Annotated in this window: 28 protein-coding genes; 21 read left to right on the top strand and 7 right to left on the bottom strand. The window is 71.4% G+C overall.

All coding sequences use genetic code 11. The features are described from left to right. Window positions 1-29: 29 nt before the first annotated feature. The 3 genes from ACWCPM_RS30675 to ACWCPM_RS30685 form a co-directional block, all read right to left on the bottom strand. Entirely contained in the window at window positions 30-1,064 is a 1,035-nt protein-coding gene (locus ACWCPM_RS30675) for a S1C family serine protease (RefSeq protein WP_450979520.1), read from the bottom strand. A 105-nt stretch (window positions 1,065-1,169) separates the two neighbouring features. Next, window positions 1,170-2,189 (bottom strand): LacI family DNA-binding transcriptional regulator, encoded by a 1,020-nt coding sequence (locus ACWCPM_RS30680; RefSeq protein WP_450979521.1) that lies wholly within the window; start codon window positions 2,187-2,189, stop codon window positions 1,170-1,172. Window positions 2,190-2,294: 105 nt separating this feature from the next. Beyond that, a complete protein-coding gene (locus ACWCPM_RS30685) occupies window positions 2,295-3,074 on the bottom strand; it encodes a winged helix-turn-helix transcriptional regulator (protein ID WP_450979522.1) in 780 nt (259 codons plus the stop codon). Between the two features lie 180 nt (window positions 3,075-3,254). Between ACWCPM_RS30685 and ACWCPM_RS30690 the strand changes: the two genes are divergently transcribed. From ACWCPM_RS30690 to ACWCPM_RS30730, 9 genes are all read left to right on the top strand, one after another. Further along, complete coding sequence (locus ACWCPM_RS30690; protein WP_450979523.1) at window positions 3,255-4,106, top strand: alpha/beta hydrolase; 852 nt, start codon at window positions 3,255-3,257, stop codon at window positions 4,104-4,106. Window positions 4,107-4,153: 47 nt separating this feature from the next. Further along, window positions 4,154-4,408, top strand: a complete 255-nt coding sequence (locus tag ACWCPM_RS30695) for a MoaD/ThiS family protein (protein WP_450979524.1) — start codon at window positions 4,154-4,156, stop codon at window positions 4,406-4,408. A gap of 8 nt (window positions 4,409-4,416) precedes the next feature. Continuing rightward, window positions 4,417-5,640 carry a hypothetical protein gene (locus ACWCPM_RS30700; protein WP_450979525.1) on the top strand — a complete coding sequence of 408 codons (1,224 nt, stop codon included), beginning with the start codon at window positions 4,417-4,419 and terminating at the stop codon, window positions 5,638-5,640. Between the two features lie 98 nt (window positions 5,641-5,738). Beyond that, window positions 5,739-6,470 (top strand): LmeA family phospholipid-binding protein, encoded by a 732-nt coding sequence (locus ACWCPM_RS30705; protein WP_450979526.1) that lies wholly within the window; start codon window positions 5,739-5,741, stop codon window positions 6,468-6,470. 198 nt (window positions 6,471-6,668) lie between these two features. Next, window positions 6,669-6,749, top strand: a complete 81-nt coding sequence (locus ACWCPM_RS30710) for a putative leader peptide (protein WP_350310325.1) — start codon at window positions 6,669-6,671, stop codon at window positions 6,747-6,749. 128 nt (window positions 6,750-6,877) lie between these two features. Further along, complete coding sequence (locus ACWCPM_RS30715; RefSeq protein WP_450979527.1) at window positions 6,878-7,717, top strand: sulfurtransferase; 840 nt, start codon at window positions 6,878-6,880, stop codon at window positions 7,715-7,717. A 44-nt stretch (window positions 7,718-7,761) separates the two neighbouring features. Beyond that, on the top strand, window positions 7,762-8,052 hold the full coding sequence (locus ACWCPM_RS30720) for a DUF1416 domain-containing protein (RefSeq protein ID WP_450979528.1): 291 nt from the start codon (window positions 7,762-7,764) through the stop codon (window positions 8,050-8,052). Window positions 8,053-8,148: 96 nt separating this feature from the next. Then, window positions 8,149-8,409: a DUF3099 domain-containing protein gene (locus tag ACWCPM_RS30725; RefSeq protein ID WP_450979529.1), complete on the top strand. Its 261-nt coding sequence runs from the start codon at window positions 8,149-8,151 to the stop codon at window positions 8,407-8,409. A gap of 10 nt (window positions 8,410-8,419) precedes the next feature. Beyond that, window positions 8,420-8,815, top strand: a complete 396-nt coding sequence (locus ACWCPM_RS30730; RefSeq protein ID WP_450979530.1) for a VOC family protein — start codon at window positions 8,420-8,422, stop codon at window positions 8,813-8,815. Here ACWCPM_RS30730 and ACWCPM_RS30735 read toward each other — a convergent pair. After that, complete coding sequence (locus ACWCPM_RS30735) at window positions 8,809-9,171, bottom strand: DsrE family protein (protein WP_450979531.1); 363 nt, start codon at window positions 9,169-9,171, stop codon at window positions 8,809-8,811. The two genes, ACWCPM_RS30730 and ACWCPM_RS30735, sit on opposite strands and share 7 nt — an antisense overlap. 102 nt (window positions 9,172-9,273) lie before the next feature. Here ACWCPM_RS30735 and ACWCPM_RS30740 point away from each other — a divergent pair, with 102 nt between their 5' ends. The 6 genes from ACWCPM_RS30740 to ygfZ all read left to right on the top strand — a co-directional run bounded on the left by ACWCPM_RS30740 (window position 9,274) and on the right by ygfZ (window position 14,322). Then, the gene (locus ACWCPM_RS30740; protein WP_450979532.1) at window positions 9,274-10,293 is read left to right on the top strand and encodes a hypothetical protein; all 1,020 of its coding nucleotides are present in this window, start codon (window positions 9,274-9,276) and stop codon (window positions 10,291-10,293) included. Then, window positions 10,290-11,129 carry a hypothetical protein gene (locus tag ACWCPM_RS30745; protein WP_450979533.1) on the top strand — a complete coding sequence of 280 codons (840 nt, stop codon included), beginning with the start codon at window positions 10,290-10,292 and terminating at the stop codon, window positions 11,127-11,129. Before ACWCPM_RS30740 ends, ACWCPM_RS30745 begins: the two co-directional genes overlap by 4 nt. Continuing rightward, window positions 11,126-12,028: a hypothetical protein gene (locus ACWCPM_RS30750; protein WP_450979534.1), complete on the top strand. Its 903-nt coding sequence runs from the start codon at window positions 11,126-11,128 to the stop codon at window positions 12,026-12,028. Before ACWCPM_RS30745 ends, ACWCPM_RS30750 begins: the two co-directional genes overlap by 4 nt. Before the next feature lie 225 nt (window positions 12,029-12,253). Continuing rightward, a complete protein-coding gene (locus tag ACWCPM_RS30755) occupies window positions 12,254-12,829 on the top strand; it encodes an FABP family protein (protein ID WP_450979535.1) in 576 nt (191 codons plus the stop codon). Window positions 12,830-12,845: 16 nt separating this feature from the next. Continuing rightward, on the top strand, window positions 12,846-13,346 hold the full coding sequence (locus ACWCPM_RS30760) for a Fur family transcriptional regulator (protein ID WP_450979536.1): 501 nt from the start codon (window positions 12,846-12,848) through the stop codon (window positions 13,344-13,346). 10 nt (window positions 13,347-13,356) lie between these two features. Then, entirely contained in the window at window positions 13,357-14,322 is a 966-nt protein-coding gene (gene ygfZ, locus ACWCPM_RS30765; RefSeq protein ID WP_450979537.1) for a CAF17-like 4Fe-4S cluster assembly/insertion protein YgfZ, read from the top strand. A gap of 22 nt (window positions 14,323-14,344) precedes the next feature. Here ygfZ and dtd read toward each other — a convergent pair whose 3' ends face one another. Then, on the bottom strand, window positions 14,345-14,770 hold the full coding sequence (gene dtd, locus ACWCPM_RS30770) for a D-aminoacyl-tRNA deacylase (protein WP_450979538.1): 426 nt from the start codon (window positions 14,768-14,770) through the stop codon (window positions 14,345-14,347). A 171-nt stretch (window positions 14,771-14,941) separates the two neighbouring features. On the opposite strand from dtd, the gene ACWCPM_RS30775 reads away from it, so the two are divergent. Beyond that, window positions 14,942-15,565: an RsiG family protein gene (locus tag ACWCPM_RS30775; RefSeq protein ID WP_450979539.1), complete on the top strand. Its 624-nt coding sequence runs from the start codon at window positions 14,942-14,944 to the stop codon at window positions 15,563-15,565. Between the two features lie 190 nt (window positions 15,566-15,755). Beyond that, complete coding sequence (locus ACWCPM_RS30780) at window positions 15,756-17,006, top strand: GNAT family N-acetyltransferase (protein WP_450979540.1); 1,251 nt, start codon at window positions 15,756-15,758, stop codon at window positions 17,004-17,006. 201 nt (window positions 17,007-17,207) lie between these two features. Here ACWCPM_RS30780 and ACWCPM_RS30785 read toward each other — a convergent pair whose 3' ends face one another. Beyond that, window positions 17,208-17,393 (bottom strand): hypothetical protein, encoded by a 186-nt coding sequence (locus ACWCPM_RS30785; RefSeq protein ID WP_450979541.1) that lies wholly within the window; start codon window positions 17,391-17,393, stop codon window positions 17,208-17,210. A gap of 160 nt (window positions 17,394-17,553) precedes the next feature. Between ACWCPM_RS30785 and ACWCPM_RS30790 the strand changes: the two genes are divergently transcribed. Beyond that, the gene (locus ACWCPM_RS30790) at window positions 17,554-18,468 is read left to right on the top strand and encodes a winged helix-turn-helix domain-containing protein (RefSeq protein ID WP_450979542.1); all 915 of its coding nucleotides are present in this window, start codon (window positions 17,554-17,556) and stop codon (window positions 18,466-18,468) included. A 23-nt stretch (window positions 18,469-18,491) separates the two neighbouring features. On the opposite strand, the gene ACWCPM_RS30795 is transcribed toward ACWCPM_RS30790, so the two are convergent. Continuing rightward, window positions 18,492-18,680 (bottom strand): hypothetical protein, encoded by a 189-nt coding sequence (locus tag ACWCPM_RS30795; protein ID WP_450979543.1) that lies wholly within the window; start codon window positions 18,678-18,680, stop codon window positions 18,492-18,494. 160 nt (window positions 18,681-18,840) lie between these two features. Here ACWCPM_RS30795 and ACWCPM_RS30800 point away from each other — a divergent pair, with 160 nt between their 5' ends. The 3 genes from ACWCPM_RS30800 (at window position 18,841) to ACWCPM_RS30810 (ending at window position 20,988) form a co-directional block, all read left to right on the top strand. Continuing rightward, the gene (locus ACWCPM_RS30800; protein WP_450979544.1) at window positions 18,841-19,722 is read left to right on the top strand and encodes a GntR family transcriptional regulator; all 882 of its coding nucleotides are present in this window, start codon (window positions 18,841-18,843) and stop codon (window positions 19,720-19,722) included. A gap of 26 nt (window positions 19,723-19,748) precedes the next feature. Then, window positions 19,749-20,480, top strand: a complete 732-nt coding sequence (locus ACWCPM_RS30805; protein WP_450979545.1) for an HAD family hydrolase — start codon at window positions 19,749-19,751, stop codon at window positions 20,478-20,480. A gap of 127 nt (window positions 20,481-20,607) precedes the next feature. Next, window positions 20,608-20,988: a hypothetical protein gene (locus tag ACWCPM_RS30810; RefSeq protein ID WP_450979546.1), complete on the top strand. Its 381-nt coding sequence runs from the start codon at window positions 20,608-20,610 to the stop codon at window positions 20,986-20,988. Window positions 20,989-21,134: the final 146 nt, after the last annotated feature.

A 21,134-nucleotide genomic window follows, 5' to 3' on the forward strand; every position in this document is an offset into this window, starting at 1 on the left:
GCCGGTCCGGCGGTATCGGTCCGGCGGCCTCAGGCCGCGGCCCCCGCCCGCAGCTTCGCCAGGTCGGCCTTGACGGTGTCGACCGGGATCGCGAAGCCGAGGCCCACGCTGCCCGCGTCGGACGACGAGCCCGCCGCCGAGTACACCGCGGAGTTGATCCCGATGACGTCGCCGTTCATGTCGAGCAGCGCGCCGCCGGAGTTGCCGGGGTTGAGGGACGCGTCCGTCTGCAGCGCCTTGTACGTCGTCGTGGACGACCCGGTGTCGCCGTTGAACTCCCTGCCCTCGAACGCGAACGGCCAGCCTTCTCCCGGCTGTTGCCGCTGCCCGCCCTCCCCGGTGGAGACGGTCACGTCGCGGTCCAGCGCGGAGACGATGCCGCTCGTGACCGTGCCGGTCAGGCCCTCGGGCGAGCCGATCGCCACGACCTGGTCGCCGACCCGCACGCCGTCGGAGTCACCGAGGGTCGCCGCCGACAGCCCGGAGGCGTCCTCCAGCTTGATCAGGGCGAGGTCCTTGCCGCTGTCGGTGCCGACGACCCGCGCGGTGTACTCCTTGCCGTCGCCGGTGGTCACCTCGACCCGGGAGGCTCCGGAGACCACGTGGTTGTTGGTGACGATCTCGCCGTCATCGGTGATGATCACGCCGGAGCCGGTCGACGCCCCGGCGTCCGTGGCGGCGCTGATCTCGACGATGCTCGGGCCGACCGCCTCGGCCACGCCCGCGACCGTGCCCTTCCGGCCGGTCGGCACCGCGTTCGTGCTCGTGCCGGCGGACGCCGCCGTGCCACCGCCGGTCAGCTCCTGGAAGCCGTACGCCGTGCCGCCGCCGACGGCCGCGGCGACGATCGCCACGGCGGCCAGCAGCGCGCCGGTCCCGCGGTCGCGCCTCCTCGCCCCGGACGGCGCGGCCACGGGCTCGGCGAGCGGCGCCGTCGGCGGGTGCGTGGGCGGGGGCGGCCACTCGGGGTCGACAGGAGAGGGGGTGTGCCGCCACTCGCCCCGGTACGGGTTCCCGCGGTGCTCGTACTCGCCGTCGCGGCGGAAGCTCTCGGTCATGTCCATGAGCGTGTCGCCCGACCATGAGAGCTTCCTGAGCGCTGTCTGAGAAGCCCGGCAGAACCTTGTATGCCCGATATAAGGCCGGGGCGGAGGCCGGGCGAGGGTGCCCTAGCAGCCGCAGGAGCTGCGCACCACGAGCCGTGAGGGGAACTGCTTCAGCCGCTCCCGGCGCGAGCCCGCCACCCGCAGCCCGTCGTCGAGGACGAGGTCCACCGCGGCCCGCGCCATCGCCGAGCGGTCGGACGCGACCGTGGTCAGCGGCGGGTCGGCGAGCGCCGCCTCCTTGATGTCGTCGAAGCCGGCCACCGCCAGTTCCCCGGGCACCTCGATCCGCAGTTCGCGCGCCGCGCGCAGCAGACCGAGAGCCTGGTCGTCGGTGGAGCAGAAGACGGCGGGCGGCCTCCTCGGGCCGGACAGGAGCTCCAGGGCGACGCGGTAGGCGTCGTAGCGGTTGTACGGCGCCTCGAAGAGCCGTCCCTCGGTCGGCAGCCCGGCCTCGGCCATGGCGCGCCGCCAGCCCTCGACGTGGTCGGAGACCGGGTCGCCGACGGCGGGCGTATCGGCGGTGCCGCCCATACAGGCCACGTACTCGTAGCCGTGCTCCAGCAGATGGCGTACGGCGAGCTGGGCGCCACCCAGGTCGTCCGTCACGACGGCGACGTCGTCGATGGCCTCGGGGCGCTCGTGGAGGAGGACGACACGGGCGTCCCACGCGTCGATCTCGGCGGCGGCCATGTCGTTGAGCGCGTGGCTGACCAGGATCAGCCCGGAGACCCTCATACCGAGGAACGCCCGCAGATAGTGGACCTCGCGCTCGCCGACGTAGTCGGAGTTCCCGACGAGCACCATCTTCCCGCGCTCGGCGGCCGCCCACTCCACGGCGTGGGCCATCTCCCCGAAGAAGGGCTGGCGGGCGTCCGGGACGATCAGGCCTATGAGGTCGGTGCGCCGGGAGGCCATCGCCTGGGCCACCCGGTCGGGACGGTAGCCCAGCTCCTTGATGGCGGCGAGGACACGCTCGCGCGTGGCCGGGGCGACCGGCCGGGGTCCGTTGTTGATGACGTAACTGACCACGGCGGTGGAGGTACCCGCCAGCCGCGCCACATCGTCCCGAGTCACCTTGGCCACGCGCGGAGTCTACGCGGATGGACCCGCTCCGGGCAGGGCGTACGGGGCGTTGTCCACGGCCCCGCGGGGGCGGACGCATTCCCATGAGGTGCGCCCGCGCGCCCGCTAGACGTCGGCCGGTACCTCGGCGCGGCCCAACTGGGCCGTCTCGCCCGCATCCTCCGGTTTTGGCCGGGCCGCCCGGGCCTTGGCCTCGTCCGCGGCGCGGTCCACCTTCTCCGGCGTAACGAATCGATAACCGACGTTCCGGACGGTCCCGATCAGCGACTCGTGCTCGGGGCCGAGCTTGGCGCGCAGCCGCCGGACATGGACGTCGACCGTGCGGGTGCCGCCGAAGTAGTCGTAGCCCCAGACCTCCTGGAGCAGCTGGGCGCGGGTGAAGACGCGGCCCGGGTGCTGCGCGAGGTACTTCAGGAGCTCGAACTCCTTGAAGGTGAGGTCGAGGACGCGCCCCTTGAGCTTGGCGCTGTACGTGGCCTCGTCCACCGACAGGTCGCCGTTGCGGATCTCCATCGGGGAGTCGTCGCCGGCCATCTGCTGCCGGCCCATGGCCAGCCGCAGGCGGGCCTCGACCTCGGCGGGTCCGGCGGTGTCGAGCAGCACGTCGTCGATGCCCCAGTCGGCGGTGACGGCCGCCAGTCCGCCCTCGGTCACCACGAGGACGAGGGGACAGCCGGGGCCGGTGGAGCGCAGCAGCTGGCAGAGGCTGCGGACCTGGGGGAGGTCACGCCGGCCGTCGATGAGGATGACGTCGGCACCGGGGGTGTCGACGAGGGCGGGGCCCTCGGCCGGAGCCACGCGCACGTTGTGCAGCAGCAGCCCGAGCGCGGGCAGAACCTCCGTCGACGGCTGGAGAGCGTTGGTCAGGAGCAGCAGAGAACTCATATGTCTGGTTCCTCCTCGGTCCCTGCGAGGACGTGGTGCGATGCGGCACTGCTCTGCGATCCCGGGGCCCGTACACCGGCGGCCACCTGCTGTTCTCCGCCTTGTATACAACGCTTCCGAAAGCACAAAAGGACCCGGGGGCAACGCTGCCCGAGTCCTCTACCCAGCAGAATAGCCCACATGAGCAACGCTCCGGCAGGCCAAGCGGCACGTTCCACCCCTGTTCGTCCGGCATGTGAGACGCCGCCGGTGAGCGGAACCGCGCCGTCGCGGACGTTTCTGCACACCACGGACGGTGTGCGGATCGACGCCCGGTACGCACCGGGCCCGGCCGTATACGAAACCCTGACGCCCTCCACTGATCACCCGGCGTTCGTCGTGGCGCACGGGTTCACCGGTGATCTGGACAAGCCGCATGTGCGCCGGGTCGCCGCCGCTCTCGCGCGCCACGGCGCCGTGGTCACGTTCTCCTTCCGGGGCCACGGGGCGTCCGGCGGGCACTCGACGGTCGGCGACCGCGAGATCCTCGATCTCTCGGCGGCGGTGGCGTGGGCGCGGGAACAGGGGCACGCGCGCGTGGTGACCGTCGGCTTCTCCATGGGCGGCTCGGTGGTGCTGCGGCACGCGGCACTCCATGCCGGGGAGGCCGACGCGGTGGTGTCGGTGAGCGCCCCGGCCCGCTGGTACTACCGGGGCACGGTCCCGATGCGCCGTGTGCACTGGCTGATCACCCGCCCCGAGGGCCGCCTCCTCGGCCGCTACGGACTGCGCACCCGCATCCACCACCGGGGCTGGGACCCCGTCCCGCTGTCGCCGGTCGAGGCGGTGCCCCGGATCGCGCCGACGCCGCTGCTCATCGTGCACGGCGACCGCGACGGCTACTTTCCCCTCGACCACCCCCGCATGCTGGCCGAGGCCGCCGGTGGCCACGGCGAACTGTGGCTGGAGCCCGGCATGGGCCACGCCGAGCACGCGGCGGGCGACGCCCTCCTGACCCGTATCGGGGACTGGGCCGTCCGCGCGGCGGGCTAGCCTGACCGTAGTCAGAGCCAGGTTCTGCCGATCGACTCGAGGACGGGATGGCAAAGGTCACGGTGCGCTACTGGGCGGCCGCGAAGGCGGCGGCGGGCATCGCCGAGGAGCACTTCGACGCGTCGACGCTCGCGGAGGCGCTCGACGGCGTGCGCGAGCGACACCCCGGTGAACTGGTGCGCGTGCTGCAGCGATGCTCGTTCCTCGTCGACGGTGACCCCGTGGGCACCCGCGGGCATGAGACGGTACGGCTGGCCGAGGGCGGCACGGTCGAGGTGCTCCCGCCGTTCGCAGGAGGGTGACCACACCGATGAGCAACCAGCCGCCCTACGAGGGCGCGTACGACGCCGGGTACGACCCGTACCGGCAGGGGCAGCCGCAGTACGGGCAGCAGCAGCCCCCGTACCAGCAGGGACAGCCCGACCACCGGCAGGGCCGACCCGAGTACCAGGAGGGGCAGCCGCAGTACCAGGAGGGGCAGCCGCAGTACCAGCAGGGCGGCGGGTCTCCGCACCAGCAGGGACACACCTCGTACCCGCAGGACCGGCCCCACCCCCGGCAGGCGCCGCAGTACCAGCAGGCCCCGTACCCGGAGCAGCCCTACGGCGGCGCGCACACCCAGCAGTGGGAGGGCAGGACCTGGGACACCCAGGCCCACCAGACCCCCGCGTACGTCCCGCAGCAGCCGCCGGAGAGCGGGCAGTGGGCGCAGCAGTCGCAGTCCTACGAGCCGCTCCGGCCGGCCCCCGAGGCCCACGCCGCTCCGGAGGCGCCGCTCACGGCGGCTCAGCGGGCCCGGCTCGAAGGGCGGTCGCCGATCATCGAGCCCGGACTGCAGCCCGCCGCGCTCACCGCGGTGCTCGGACTGCTGATGGCCGGTGGCGCCGCGCTCGGCACGTACGCCCTGCTCGTCCCGCTGGTCCTGCTCCAGGCCGTCACGGCCGCGGGCTGGTTCCGGCTGAACGGCATGTGGCCCGCCCGGCAGGGCATCGCGCTGGCGTTCGCGGGCGCGCTGACCGCCGACGTGGCGCTGCTGGTCGCGGGCCGCGAACAGGCGCCGGCCGCGATCCTCGGCACGCTCGGGGTGTGGGTGCTGCTGACCCTCGTGCTGCAACTGCGCTCGCACGCCGACCCGGACACCCGGATGTACGGCCTGATGGCGACCGTCGTCTCGGCCGCGCTCGCGGTCATCGCCACCGGCCACCTGGCCGCCGAGCCGGACGCGGTCGTCGTCGGCGCCGTCGCGGTGGCCGTGGCCGTCCTGGCCCGCGCGCTGCCGCTGCCGACGCCGGCCTCCGTAGCCGTCGCGCTGCTCGCGGCGGCGGGCGCGGGCATCGCGGTCGCCGGCATGACCGGTGTCGGCAGCGGCGCGGGTGCGCTGCTCGGCGCGGCGGCCGGCGCGTGCGCGCTGATCGGTCACCGGGCGGCGAGCTACGACTACCCCTCCCGGTTCGTCCACTTCACCGCCGGTGTGGCGCTGCCGCTGAGCGCCGCGGCGCCGGTGCTGTGGGTACTGGGGCGGGCGCTGGTCTGACCTGCCGCCTGTCACAGGTGATCGACAAAATCCCGGCAGGTGTTCGGTTCCGCGTTACGGTGACCGTCGTCCGTGACTGACCGCCGGGGTGGGGATACATGCGCGCGCTGCGAGTACTTCTGATCGTCGTCGTGATCCTCGGCGGCCTGTTCGTGGCCGCCGACCGGCTCGCCGTCGGCTTCGCCGAGGACGAGGTCGCGGACCGGCTGCGGACCTCCGAGGGCCTCGCCGGCACCCCCGAGGTGGCCATCAACGGCTTCCCGTTCCTCACCCAGGTCGCCGGCGGCGGGCTGGACGACGTCGAGATAGGCATCCAGAACTACGAGGCGGCCGCCGGCGACGGCGAGCGGATCCGTATCGACGACCTGCGGGCCGCCATGTCGGGCGTCGAGTTCTCCGGCGACTTCGGCTCCGCCACGGCCGCCTCCGCGACCGGCACCGCGACGATCGCGTACGACGAACTGCTGAAGGCCGCGAAGTCCGAGCCCACCGAGGTGGCCCCCGGTGTCACCGCCCGGGTGGTGAGCCTCTCCGACGGCGGGGGCGGCAAGATCGAGGTCGGTCTGGAGATCGACGCCCCGGTGATCGGGACCAAGCAGCTCGCGGTGCTCAGCACGGTCGGCGTCGAGGGCGACAAGGTCGAGGTGCGCACCGACTCGCTGCCGGACCTGGCGGGCCTCGACCTCGCCGAGAACGCGGTCCGTGAGATCACCGACTTCCAGCAGGCCATCGACGACCTGCCGGGCGGCGTACGGCTCGACAAGGTCGAGGCGGGGCCGAAGGGCCTGGAGATCTCGGTGCGGGGTTCGGACGTGCGGCTGGCCGGGTAGTACCGGTCCGGGACGCCGAACGGCCGTCCGACAGGCGAGACGCCCCCGTCCGCACCGCAGTTGCGTGGCGGGGAGAAGGCGCCCGGGAGCCGTGCCACGGCTCGCCGGGCGCTTCTTTATCCCGTATTCCGGACGATCGTGTCTCACGATGCGACATGGCGGTGACACGCCCGCCGCTCCGTCCCTAAGCTCGACAGCATGAAGCGACAGGCGGATCTGACGAAGCGGCGGGCAGTGGACCTGTGCCGTGTCGCCGCCATGCTCTGTCGCACCTTCTGAGCGGAAGCTCCGACTTCCGCGTTTCCCCTGCCCAGCTCAGGGCTATTCGTGCGCCATGCCGGGCTTCGGCCTCGCGCACCCCTTCGCACTCGCACGCCCCGCCGCAACTGCCCCGGAGGAGAAAGAGCATGAGCCGTAGCGACGTCCTGGTCGACGCCGACTGGCTGCAGGAGCACCTGGACGATTCGAACCTCGCCATCGTCGAGGTCGACGAGGACACCTCCGCCTACGAGAAGAACCACATCAGGAACGCCGTCCGGATCGACTGGACCAAGGACCTCCAGGACCCGGTCCGCCGTGACTTCGTCGACCAGGAGGGCTTCGAGAAGCTCCTGTCGGCGAAGGGCATCGCCAACGACACGCTGGTGGTCCTCTACGGCGGCAACAACAACTGGTTCGCCTCGTACGCCTACTGGTACTTCAAGCTCTACGGCCACGACAACGTCAAGCTGCTCGACGGTGGCCGCAAGAAGTGGGAGCTGGACGCCCGCGAGCTGGTCGAGGAGGTCCCCGAGCGGGCCGCCACCGACTACAGCGCCAAGCCGCAGGACCTCTCGATCCGCGCCTTCCGCGACGACGTGGTCGCCGCGATCGGTTCGCAGAACCTGGTCGACGTCCGCTCGCCCGACGAGTTCTCCGGCAAGCTGCTCGCCCCCGCCCACCTGCCGCAGGAGCAGTCGCAGCGGCCGGGCCACATCCCGACCGCCCGCAACATCCCGTGGTCGAAGAACGCCAACGACGACGGCACCTTCAAGTCGGACGAGGAGCTCAAGGAGCTCTACACCGACGAGCAGGTCGACCTCGCCACGGACACCATCGCCTACTGCCGCATCGGTGAGCGCTCCGCGCTGACCTGGTTCGTCCTGCACGAGCTGCTCGGCGTGGAGAACGTCAAGAACTACGACGGCTCCTGGACCGAGTACGGCTCCCTCGTCGGCGTGCCGATCGAGCTCGGCGCCAACAAGTGACCTCCCACGACCGGCCCTCCGGTCAGACCCTTCTGGAGACATAGATGTGCGGAGCGAAAGCCGGCGGCCCCGACGCCTCGACGATCAAGCCCGGTGAGACCACCATCCAGGGTCACGTGACCCGCGACGGCGAGCCCGTGACGGGCTACGTCCGTCTGCTGGACTCGACGGGCGAGTTCACGGCGGAGGTGCCGACGTCCGCGACGGGTCAGTTCCGCTTCTACGCCGCCGAGGGCACCTGGACGCTGCGCGCCCTCGTCCCCGGCGGTGCCACCGCCGACCGCACGGTCGTCGCCCAGCAGGGTGGCCTGGCGGAGGTCGCGATCGCGGTCTGACGACCCGGCGCCGATCGCGGGGCCGCGTCCCGGGTGGCACACCCGGGACGCGGCCCTTTCGCGTGCGCTTCGCGGCCGCGGACCTACGCTGGAGGTATGTACGCGCGCCGACGGCACGTCTACTTCGCGATGATGGGCGTCTGCATCGGGCTGTTCGTCCTGGCCTGGGGAGTCGTGCGCCTGTGGTCGACCCCGGCGGCGGTGGGCATGTGCGTGGTGGCCATGGTGATCCCGCCCGTGGCGGCGATGGTCGCCAACCGCAGGGGGCCCGACGACCGCTGGTGGGACGATCCCTCCGGTGATCCGCAGTCCGACGAGTGGTGGGACGAGCTGGACGGCAAGAAGAAGCCGCGGTAGGAAGACGGGCATGTCGCCCGCAAGACTGTCCACCGTGGTGCTGGACGCGCACGACGCGCACGAACTGGCCGGCTTCTACCTGCGTCTGCTGGGGTACGAGGTGCGCCGCGAGGAGCCCCACTGGGTGCTCATCGGCCCGCCGCCGGGCACGGCGGGCATCGCCCTCGCGTTCGAGACGGAGCCCGGGTACGTACGCCCGGTCTGGCCGACCCGCGACCCCGGCGACCAGCAGATGATGCTCCACCTCGATGTCGAGGTCGACGACCTGGAGGCGGAGACCGCGCGGGCGCTCGCCGAGGGCGCGACCCTCGCGGCGTACCAGCCGCAGCCCGACGTACGGGTCCTCTACGACCCGTCGGGCCACCCGTTCTGCCTCTGGACGGAAACCCCTCCGCCCGCTCAGTAGACGAGGGCTTGCGTGTCCTCCGCGAGCGCCTCCTGCACGAACACCTGGGCGCCCGCGATCCGCACGCCCTCGATGACGTCCTTCTCCGTGATGTCCCGGCGGGCCGCGCACTGCGTGCACAGCGTGAGGCGCCCGGCGGCCAGCACCGAGTCGAGCAGGTCCGGCAGCGGTGCGGCGTGCGGCAGTTCGAACTCGGCGGCCCGCCCCGGCAGCGCGAACCAGGCGGACTCACCGGTCAGCCAGAGAGACACGTCCACACCGCTCGCCACCGCCACCGCGGCCACGGTGAACGCCTGCGAACACCGCTCGGGGGCGTCGGCGCCCGCCGTCACCTTGATCACTAGCTTCTTCGCCATGGTCGAATCGTAATCAAGATCGCCGCAACCCCGGGTGCGGACCATGAGTCACCTGTGGGGCGCGGGAAGGGAATCCGCGCCTCATGTCCTGTGGGGGGCGTCTTGGAAGACTCTGGAAGACCGGGCACGACACGGACGGCCGAGGCCGACGAGGGCGCGGGTACGGCCGCCGCCTCCGGCACGGCCGCCGAGGGAACCGGCGCCGGACCCGCCACCCCGGCCGCCGACACCGCGCCGGTGACGGAGGCGGCTACAGGCACCGCGCCCGTGACGGAGACGGCTTCCGGTGCTGCGGTGGTCACCGACACCGCGCCGGTGACGGAGACGGCCCCCGGTACCGACAGCGCGGCGGTCACCGAGACGGCCACCGGCGCTGTCGCCGCCGGGGTCGCCGACACCGCCGGTGCTGCTCCGCCACGCCGGCGGGGCCGTACCGCGCTGCTGATCGCCGGTGCGGCCGTCCTCGGTGTCGTCGCCGGTACGTGCGTCGGATACCAGGTGCAGGCCGGCAGGGAGCCGACACCGTTGCCGCCGCTGTCGCAGCCGGTGGTGCCACGGGCGACGGGTCCCGCCCCCGAGCCGTTGTCGGCCGCGCAGGACCGCAAGGTGCGTGTCGACGGCGACCTGCGCAAGCTGCTGCTGAAGAGGCCCGCCGGGACGAAGGACGCCGACTGGCAGATGGGGGCCGACGGCTGGCTGGACATCACGGACTACGCCGGCGACTTCACCGATCCCACCTTGAAGTTCAACTCCCTCGTCACGGACGAGTTCCGCCGGGCCGCCGTCGTCGGCTGGGAGACGCACGACTCGTACGACGTGGAGATCCGGCTGGTGCAGTTCCGCCAGGAGGAGAGCCTGGTGGCCGCCGATTCGGCCGACAACCACAAAGGGTGGGCCGAGAAGGACGACGGCGTGCAGAGCCGGCCCATCCCGGGGACGGGCGAGGGCATGGCGTACGTCGACACCCGGCCGGAGGGCCGGCCCGGGTACGTGCCCGTCTACCAGGCCCAGGCGCACGCCTCGCGCGGGGACATCGCGATGGAGATCTGGATCTACGGCGAACGGCCGGTCGCCATGAAGACGATCATGAGCTTGGCCGAGCGGCAGATGGAGCGGCTGTGAGTGGAACCGAGGCAGAGACGGAGCGGTCACCCGAGCGGGAGCCGCAGTCGCGGCAGGAGGCGGCGGACACCCCGGTGCGCCGGTCCGTACGGCGTGGCCGCCTGGCGGCCGTCGCGGGCTGCCTGCTGCTCGCCGGATCGATGGTCGCCGGGGTGTGCGCGACCGTCGTGACCGTACGGGGGGCGGACCGCGACGCGGGCGACCCGCGCTGGAAGTTCCCGAAGGACCAGGCCGCGGCCCGCGAGGCCCACGAGGCGCCGGAGTCCGACGGGCTCGCCGCGGTGCTGGTGCCGTACGGGACCGACGGCTGGGTCCGCGGACCCGACCTCGCGGAGTTCGGCTCCGACGCCGAGCTGAGCGGCGCCCAGGCCACGGCGCTGAGCAAGGAGTCACTGCGGGGCGTGCCCCGCTCCCTGCGCAAGGAACTGGAGAAGCGCATCGACCGGCAGCGTGCGGCCGGAATGGCGATGCGCAGCTACGTCAGCGGGGAGTCGATCACGTATCTCCGCAACGAGGAGATCTTCTCGGCGACCATCGTGCTGACCCGGATGGAGAACCGGGCCGCGGTCCGTGATCTCGACGAGTCGCATCAGAGGCTGTACGACGCACTGGGCGCCCGCAAGGGGCCGAAGATCAAGGGCCACAAGGACGCCGGGTGCTTCCGTTCCCCGCAGGCGGACGAGGACGAACTACGCGCGATGCTCTGCTCCGCCCATGTCGGCCAGGTGCTGGTCACCGTCGCCGCGGCCGGTACCGAGACGCTCGACAGCGGCGCGGTCGCCGCCCTCGTACGCACCCAACTCGACCGGATCGCCGAGCCGGGGAAGGCGATATGACCGACCGGACCACACAGGCGGAGCCAGTCGCTCCGACACAGACCGAGCCGCTCACTGAACCGCAGACCGAGCCGCTCACCGAGCCGCCGCAGTCCACCGACGCGCCGAAGCCCCCCGTGGCCGCCGTCGCCGCGCCCAGAGATCGCCGCGTCCTGCGGGCCGTGGCGCGCTGGACCGCGGCCGTGGCCGTGTTCGCGGCCGTCGGCACGGCCACCGCCTACGGGATCACGGGCATGACGCGCACGGACGTCCCCGGCCTGGCCACGGAGTCGGACGGGCGCTGGGACTACCCCGAGCTGACCGTGCCGCCGCTGCCGTCCGGCAGCCCGGGGCCGCTGGCCGAGACCAACACGGCCGGCGCCCACCACGCCGATCTGCGCGCCCTCGTGCTGCCCGCCCCCGCCGGGGCGAAGGAGGACAAGGCGCTGCGCGGCGCGGACGGCTGGCTGCCGACCGAGGACTACCTCGCGGAGTACGCGGAGGAGGGCCGCGAGGAACTGGGGCAGAAACTGGTCGACACCGGTCTGCGGCACATCGCCGCCCGCGGCTGGACCGCCCCGGACGGGACCCGGACCCGGGTCTATCTGCTCCAGTTCGACACCGCCCAGGTCGTCGACGTGGAGATCGCCATGGACAACGTCGCGTTCGCCTCACCGGTGCATCCGCTGCGCGGCGCCCACGAGGCCGTCCAGGACGAGGACTTCCCGGAGTCGGCCGCGGTCACCGGGGTCGCCCGGGTCGCCTACACGGAGCCCGAGCCCTACGGCGGCGAGCAGGTCCGCCAGGCGTATCTGTCCGCGGGTGACGTGTACGCGGTGATCGTGCAGTCCCGCAAGGGCGGGGCGCCCGCCGTCCCGTTCCAGCAGACGGTCGTCCTGCAGAGTCAGCTGCTGCGCTGAGGGCACCTCACAGAGAGGGCCGGGCCCCATCCGCGTAAGCTGGGGCCCGGCCTTGTGCACCACGCACCCCGCTCACCTAGGAGCATCCCGTGATCCTCTTCTTCGAAATCCTCCTGGTCCTGGTCTGCGTCGGCGTCCTCGCCTTCACCGGTCTGGCCGTGAAGAAGCTGTATCAGGGCCAGCGCTGACCCACCCCCCTGTCCGTACGAGAAGTCTGAGCTGCTCATGATCGAGATCCCGTCCGACCTCCACAAGGACCTCGTCCCCCTCGTCTTCCTGCTCGGCGACTGGGCCGGCGCCGGCGTGCACGACTTCCCCGGTGACGAGAAGTGCAACTTCGGGCAGGAGGTCTCCTTCACGCACGACGGCCGGGACTTCCTGGAGTACCGGTCCCACAGCTGGGTCCTCGACCAGGACGGCAACAAGGTCCGGCCGCTGGAGTCCGAGCACGGTTTCTGGCGCATCGACGCCGCCCGCAAGGTCGAGGTCACGATGACCCGCGACGACGGCGTCATCGAGATCTGGTACGGCGAGCTGGCCGACCAGAAGCCGCAGATCGACCTGGTCACCGACGCCGTCGCGCGCACCGCGGCCTCCCGCCCGTACAGCGGGGGCAAGCGGCTGTACGGCTACGTCAAGAGCGACCTGATGTGGGTCGGCGAGAAGCAGACCCCCGAGGTCGAACTGCGGCCCTACATGTCCGCGCAGCTGAAGAAGGTCGTCACGCCGGAGGACGTCGAGCGCTGGGCCAAGGCCCTGCCGGGCGACCTGCCGGACGACGGGATCGCTTTCTTCAAGTAGCCATAGACTCGGGGGTGTGGTGAGCACCGACTGGAAGAGCGACCTCAGGCAGCGCGGCTACCGGCTGACGCCGCAGCGGCAACTCGTGCTCGAAGCCGTGGACACCCTGGAGCACGCGACCCCCGACGAGATCCTCGCCGAAGTGCGCAGGACGGCGTCGGGGGTCAACATCTCCACCGTCTACCGGACCCTGGAGCTCCTGGAGGAGCTCGGGCTGGTCAGCCATGCCCATCTCGGGCACGGGGCGCCGACCTACCACCTGGCCGACCGGCACCACCACCTCCACCTCGTCTGCCGCGACTGCACCGACGTCATCGAGGCGGATGTCTCCGTGGCCGCCGAGTTCACGGCCAAGCTGCGGGAGACGTTCGGCTTCGACACCGACATGAAGCACTTCGCGATCTTCGGCCGGTGCGCGGGCTGCACGGCGGCGGCCTCCGCGGGAGGTTCTGCCCAGGGCTCCGTGCCGGGCTCCGCTCCGGCTTCGACCGGCAAGAGTGCGCCTACCGGGTCGTAGGCTTGTGCGTATGAAGAGCCCCCTGCTGTCCCTGCCCGGCGCCGTCCCCGCCGAAGGGGTGGACGAAGGTGTCGCCGCCCACTACGGCGACCTGTTCCGCGAGCAGCGCGCCCTCGCCGACGGCACCGGTTTCGTCGACCTCTCGCACCGCGGGGTCATCACCGTCACCGGCGACGACCGGCTGAGCTGGCTGCATCTGCTGCTCACCCAGCACGTCAGCGACCTGCCCGTCGGCGAGGCCACCGAGGCGCTGGTCCTGTCCGCGAACGGCCACATCGAGCACGCGCTCTATCTCGTGGACGACGGCACCACCGTCTGGGCCCATGTCGAACCCGGCACCCAGGACGCGCTGATCGCGTACCTGGAGTCGATGAAGTTCTTCTACCGGGTGGAGGTCGCCGACCGCACGGCCGATGTCGCCGTGGTCCATCTGCCGGCCGGTTCCATCGCCGAGGTGCCGGACGGGGCGGCCGTACGGGAGACGGCCCACGGGCGTGATGTCTTCCTGCCGCGCGCCGACCTGGAGCCGTACACCGCGAAGAGCGGACCCGCGGCCGGGATCCTGGCGTACGAGGCGCTGCGCGTCGAGCAGCACCGGCCCCGGCTCGGCTTCGAGACCGACCACCGCACCATCCCGCACGAACTGGGCCTGATCGGCACGGCCGTCCATCTGCAGAAGGGCTGCTACCGCGGCCAGGAGACGGTCGCCCGGGTGCAGAACCTGGGCAAGCCGCCGCGCCGGCTCGTCTTCCTCCACCTCGACGGCAGCGAGGTGCATCTGCCGCCGGCCGGCACCGAGCTGCGGCTCGCGGACGACGGCCCCGACGGCCGCAAGATCGGTTTCGTGACGACCTCCGCACGCCACCACGAGCTGGGGCCCGTGGCGCTGGCACTGGTGAAGCGGAACGTACCCGTGGACGCGCGCCTGGTGGCCGACACGACGGCCGCCGCCCAGGAAGTCGTCGTCGAGCCGTAGGAGGCCCTGTCCGGGCGGCCGGTCAGATCTCCAGCAGGACCGTGAACGGGCCGTCGTTGGTCAGACCGACCCGCATCCGCGCGCCGAACCGGCCCGTGCGCACCGTCGCGCCCAGCGCGCGCAGCTGCGCGACCACCTCGTCGACCAGCGGCTCGGCCACCTCGCCGGGGGCGGCCGCGTTCCAGGTGGGGCGCCGGCCCTTGCGGGCGTCGCCGTACAGGGTGAACTGGCTGATCACCAGGAGAGGGGCGTCGATGTCGCTGCACGACTTCTCGTCGTGCAGCATCCGCAGCGTCCACAGCTTCCGGGCCAGTTGCGCCGCCTTCTCCTCGCTGTCCTCGTGTGTCACGCCGACCAGGACACACAGCCCCTCGCCGGTGATCTCCCCGACGGTCTCGCCGTCGACGTCGACGCTCGCGCCGTCCACCCTCTGCACCACTGCACGCATGCGCCCCATCATGCCCGGCCGCGTCACAGAGCTTCGCGGATGGTCCGTACCAGCGCTCTTTCTGATCCCTGAGCCCCCATCTGGGGCCGTTCGGGGGCACTCGGTCACATAGCGGCTACTCGGAGTGGCACGATGCTTGGCACACGCCGGTCGAGGGGACGGTTGAGGCACATGAGAACACCGAGTACCGGGCAGCCGCCTGGGGCTGTCTCGTTGACCGAAGCGGAAGCCGGGGAGCCACTGCGGCCACCCGTGCAACGCACGGACAGTCCGCAGTTGCCGCCCGATCCGCCCGCGCACGATCTGACCACGCTGAGCCTGGCCGAACTGCGCACCCTGCGCCGGGACGCCCAGCGCGACGAGGCGGATCTCAGCTACGTACGACGACTGCTGCAGGGGCGTATCGACATCCTGCGCGCGGAGCTCGCCCGCAGGGGACCGGCCTCGCTGGTGGACACGGGCACGGCGGAGGCGTCCGTCGTCCAGCGGCTGCCGGAGATCCTCACGGACGCCCCGGCCCGGCACCGCTCCTCCGCACGTCACGTCACGCTGGGCACACCGCACAACGAGGCGTACCGGCGGCTGGCCGCGGAGATGCTGGCCGAGGTCGAGCTGTCCGCCCTGGACGCCCGCACGGACGGGGAACTGACCGCCGCGATGGGGCGCCTCGTGCGGTACGAGCAGCAGGTGTCGCGGCGCCGGCAGCGGCTGCAGCGGATGGCGGACGAGTGCAGCGCGGAGATCGCGCGGCGCTACCGGGAGGGGGAGGCGCAGGTCGACGACCTGCTGATGTGAGGCGGGGTGGCGCGGCTCCGTCAGGTTCCGCCCGGTGCGGCTCGCACGAGCCCGTCGGGCGGCCCTCGGCCCCGGACGGCCCCGGACGCGGGGTCGGGGCTCAGGACGCGGACCCGTCCCACGGGGACGGCGCGGCCCCGCGGGGGAAAACCCCGCGACACCCGAGCCCGGGTATGCCTACCGTGCATTCATGACGCGCCGCGACGAGCTCCCCGTACGCCCGATCACCGAAGCCGAGTTCGCGGCGTGGCAGCGCGCCATGAGCGTCGGCTTCCTGCAGAGGCCCACCCTGACCGAGGAGCAACTGCAGGCGCGGCGGGCACAGTTCGTGCCGGGGCGGCTGCTCGGGGCGTTCGACGGGGACCGGTGCGTGGCGACGTTCCGTTCGTTCGCGCAGGAGATCACCGCTGTGGGCGGCGCCTCCGTGCCCGCCGACGCCGTCTCGAACGTCACCGTCAGTCCCACGCACCGCCGCCGCGGTCTGCTCAGCCGCATGATGAGCCAGGACCTGAAGGCGGCGAAGGAGCGCGGGGACGTCGTCGCGACGCTGGTCGCCGCGGAGTACCCGATCTACGGCCGCTACGGCTTCGGCCCCGCCACCACGGCCGCCGAGTGGACCGTCGACGTACCGCGCACCGGTCTGGACCGCCGCTGGTCGGGGCCCCAGGACGGCGGCCGGATCGACCTGGTCGAGGCCGAGGAGGTCCGCAAGCTCGGCCCCGAACTGCACGCACGCCTGCGGCGGACGCAGCCGGGCGCGGTCAGCCGCGGCGAGCTGTGGTGGCGGCTCAACACCGGCGCCGTCCGCTTCGGCAGCTCCTGGACCGAGCCGTACTACGCCGCCTACCGCTCGGCCGCCGGTGAGATCGAGGGCCTGGTCTCCTACGAGTCGGACGACGCGTGGCACGGCAAGCAGCCGCAGAACACGGCCGACGTGAACTGGCTGATCGCCGTGACACCGGCCGCCGAGCGTGCCCTGTGGCACTTCCTGTGCTCGATCGACTGGGTCACGCACGTGAAGTCGGGCTGGCGGGCCCCGGACGACCTGCTCCCGATGTTTCTGCCGGACCCGCGCGCCGCCCGCCTGACCGGGCAGGCGGACTGGCTGTGGGTGCGGGTGCTGGACGTCGTACGGGCGCTGGAGGCGCGGACGTACGAGGGCTCGGGGGCGCTGGTGCTGGAGGTCGTGGACGCCGGCGGGTTCACGGGCGGGCGGTACCGGCTGGAGGCGTCGGAGCAGGGCGCGTCCTGCGCGCCGAGCGACCGGAGCCCCGATCTCACGCTGGACGTCGCCGACCTGGCGGCGCTGTGGCTGGGCGACGAGTCGGCGGTACGGCTGGCCGCGCTGGGGCGGGTCCGGGAAGAACGAGCGGGCGCCGCCCGTTCGGCCGACGCCCTGCTCCGCACGTCCAGGCGGCCTTGGTGCCCGGACCTGTTCTAGTGCTCCCCTCTGCCGGCGACGGTGGACGGTTTCGCTATCCGTAGCGTGCTCTTCAGTTGTGGCTGTGCTTGTTCGGTTGTGGCTGTGCACGTAGCGCTGTTCAGTTGTGGCTGTTCGTTTCGTCCCTGTGCAGTTGTCGCTGTGCAGTTGTGGCTGTACCGACCGACCCAGCTCCCGGCTCCCCTCCGGAAGGGAGCTTGGTCAGCCCGTCTGGGCGAGCAGCATCACCAGGAGCACTGCTCCGATGCCGCCGATCATGGTGTTCTTGGCCTTGATCCCGATGGTGAGCGCGACCAGGGCGACGATGCCCATCGGTCCGAACTTCCACTGGATGAACTGTTCGACCCCGATGGCCAGGGTGGCGATGACGATGGCGATGAGCGGCATTCGGTCCCCCTTCGCAAGTCCCGCTCTGGTGGCCAACCCTCGTGACTTTTGACCATGTTGCAGAAGTTGGCTACCAACTTCACTTCAGTTATCTCCACTTGGAAGCGTCTCATAACCACCTACATCTGAACTGACGTAAGATGGCGAGAAGTTGTAGTGTTTGGTCGTGGAGCCGGAACACGTCTCCGTCAATGGACGGAAGCGGCCACAGTCGCCACACATGTCACACCGTGAGGTGGCCGACGAGCTGCGCGCGCGGATCAAGGACCGGGACCTGCGGCCGGGCCAGCGCATGCCCACCCAGGCGGCGCTGGCGGAGGAGTTCGGCGTGGACCGGGGGACGGTGCGGCAGGCCCTGCGCATCCTGCAGGACGAGCGCCTGCTCACCAACGTGTCCAAGGGGAGCCCGGCGACGGTGGCGGTCGACCCGGGCCGGATGCCCGCCGGTCCCGAAGCCCCGCCGCAGCCCACCACCGTCGCCCTCGCTCCCCGCGTGGCGGACGCCTTCGCCGCGTCGCACGTCGAGATCGACGCCCTGTGTCTGACCTCGATATCGCTCACCCTCTCGATCGGCGAGCCACTGCGCCGGATCCACGCGGGAGAGCTGAAACCGGCCAAGGTCGACGTACGGGTCCTGCTGCCCAGCCGGAAGATCGATCTCGCCTTTCCGACGCCGGTGGACCTCGACGCGGCGGACACGGGCCGGCTGCACCGGCGGTGGCTGGCGATGCGCAACGCCCAGGGGCGGGTCCTCCAGCACAATCTGCTGGCGCTGCGCTCGTCGCACGGGATCGACGTGCGGGTCTCCTATCGCGCTCTGCCGTTCACCCCTCCGGTGAAGCTCTACCTGCTCAACGGCGCGGAAGCGCTGTTCGCGTACTACACGCTCGGGCGCCGCGAGGCGGAGATCGACGACGAACAGCTGGAGCTGTACGACGCCGAAGGCACCCGGTCGATGCTGTTCGCCTTCGACCGGGCGGGCGGGCTGCGCGACGCGACGTTCGTGGAGCAGTCCCGGCTGTGGTTCGACGCGCTGTGGGAGACGATCAGTTCGGAACTGGTGCTCACGAACTGACGCCCCCCGGGAGTGCGGCTGGTTCACATGGCGGGCCCGGTCACAAGGACCGCGAGCACGACGGCTCCTATGGAGCTGACGGTCGGGCTCTTCGCCTTGATGCCTATGGCGAGCAGGAGCAGGCCGACGACGCCCGTCGCGCCGTACTGCCAGGCGACGATCTGCTCGAAGCCGATGACGAAGACCGCGGAGAGGAGTGCGAGGACCGGCACGGTGGTTCCCCCTTCTGGCAGCCGGTGAGGCAAAGCTTCCGCCAACTCGGTTGAGGTGGCGCAAAGTTGGTGACCAACTCTGACTAAGTTGTCCCCACTTGGCGGATGTCCATAAACAACTTGCAGGCAACTGCCCTTAGATGGTCCTGAGTTGTAACGTTTGGTCGTGACCCAGGAGAACGTGGAAGTGAACGGCAGCAGAAGGCTCTCGCCCCAGGAGATCGCCGACTCCCTGCGGGACCGCATCCGCAGCGGTGACCTGAAGGCGGGCGACCGCCTGCCCACCCAGGCCGAACTCGCCGAGGAGTTCGGCGTGGAGCGCGGCGCCGTCCGCCAGGCCCTGCGCGCTCTCCAGGAGGACGGTCTCCTCAGCAACGTCAGCAAGGGCAGCCCGCCGCGGATCGCGGAACCGGCGGCGGCCAGCGGCGAGCCCCAGCCCACGATGGTCGGCCTCGCCCCCCGGCTGACGGCGGCCTTCCACGAACCGCACGTCCGCATCGACGCGGCCTGCCTGACCGCCGAGTCCCTGATGCTGGCGATGAGCGAGCCGGTCCGCGCGATCTACGAGGGCCGTGTGCGTCCCACGTCGATCGACGCCCGCATCCTGCTGCCCTCCCAGGACATCAACCTCGCCTTCCCGATCTCGGTCGAGAAGGGCGGTGACGAGGACCCGGTGCACCAGCGCTGGCTGACGCAGCGCAACGCGCAGGGCCAGGTCCTCCAGCACAACCTGCGTGCCCTGCGCTCCTCGCACGGCATCGATGTGCGGGTCACGTTCCGCGCGCTGCCGTTCACCCCGCCGGTGAAGCTGTACCTCCTCAACGAGCGGGAGGCGCTGATCGCGTACTACATGGTCACCCGCCGCGCCGAGGACGACGGCAGCGGGCCGCTGGACATGTACGACGTCCTCGGTCGTGAGTCCCTCCTCTTCTCGTTCGAACAGCACTCCGGCCGCCGGGACGCGGCCTTTGTGGAGCAATCGCAGAGGTGGTTCAACGCCCTCTGGGAAACCATCACGACGGACCTGACACTCTTTGAGTGACTTCTGATGTGACGCAGACTGATGCGGTGACAGCTGAGACCGGCACCGAGAGCCGCGACGAGTACGAAAGGGTGCGGGCCCTCACCGCGTCCGCGCGCGCGGTCCTCTGGGACTTCGACGGCCCGATCTGCCGGCTGTTCGCCGGCCACTCGGCGGAGAACGTGGCGAGGGGCCTCGTCGAGTGGCTGGAGGGGAGGGGCTTGCGGGGGCTGCTGACGGAGCGGGAGCGGCTGTCCCTGGACCCGCACGCCGTCCTGCGCGCCGTCGACCGGCGGCAGCGCGGCAGTGACCTGGTGGTCGAACTGGAGGCGCGTCTCACCGGAGAGGAGCGGAAGGCCGCCCCTCTGGCGATGCCCACGGGGTACGCCGATCCGCTGATACGCACCTGGGCCGCGTCGGGATCGCGGTTGGCGGTCACGACCAACAATTCCCCCGACGTGGTCCGCGAGTACCTGGCGGGCCGCGGACTCCTCGGCTGCTTCGCGCCTCACGTCTACGGCCGCACCCAGGACCTCCACCACCTCAAGCCCCACCCGAACTGTCTCGACCGGGCCCTGCGGGCCCTCGGCGAGGCTCCCTCGGCCGCGCTGATGATCGGCGACACGCCCTCCGACCTGGAGGCCGCACGGAAGGCCGGTGTCCCCTTTCTCGGCTACGCGCGCAACGGCGTCAAGGAGAAACTGCTGCGCGACGCCGGTGCCACGGAAGTCGTCGGCTCGTTGGAGACGGTCCTGAAGGCGGTCCGGGGTCAGGCCTGAGTCATCAGGAGTGCCAGCACCACCCCGGCCCCCACGGCCAGCCCACTGTGGCGTGCGCGTATCCCCACACCGATCAGGAAGAGCCGCTTCCCTACCCCGGGTCAAGGACGACAAGGACGACCCGCGGATGCGGGCGCGTCTGAACGCCATCACGGACCAACACACGGTCTCCCTCCAGGGCGTGCCGGCGGAGCTGGTGACAGAGGGCCTGGTGCCCTCTGTCGACGTCCAGATCCACCACGTACCGCTGACACCGGCGTTCAAGCTGTATCTCTTCAACGGCGTCGAGGCGCTCCATGGCCCGTACGAGGTGCAGGAGCGCAAGCTGGACCTGGGCGACGGCGAGAAGGTGACCGCCCTGGATGTCCTCGGCCTCGGCGCCACGCTCACCCAGCATGTGAGGGACGCGAATCCGGAATCGCCGGGATCGGTCTTCGTGGACAGCATGCAAGCGTGGTTCGGTTCGGTCTGGCGCTTTCTCAGTGAGGAGAACCGTCCTGTGCGCTAGCATGCCCGCACCGCAAGAGCAATGGCTTCAGCGCATCCCTATGGCAGGACGAACCGGCCCGCCGCCATGGTCCTCTGCGGACGACCGGCACACCACCCGATGTGCCCACTCGCCCGTGGCTCAAGTCGTGCGGACGTCCCCGGACA

It is taken from the genome of Streptomyces sp. NPDC002309 (assembly GCF_053593375.1).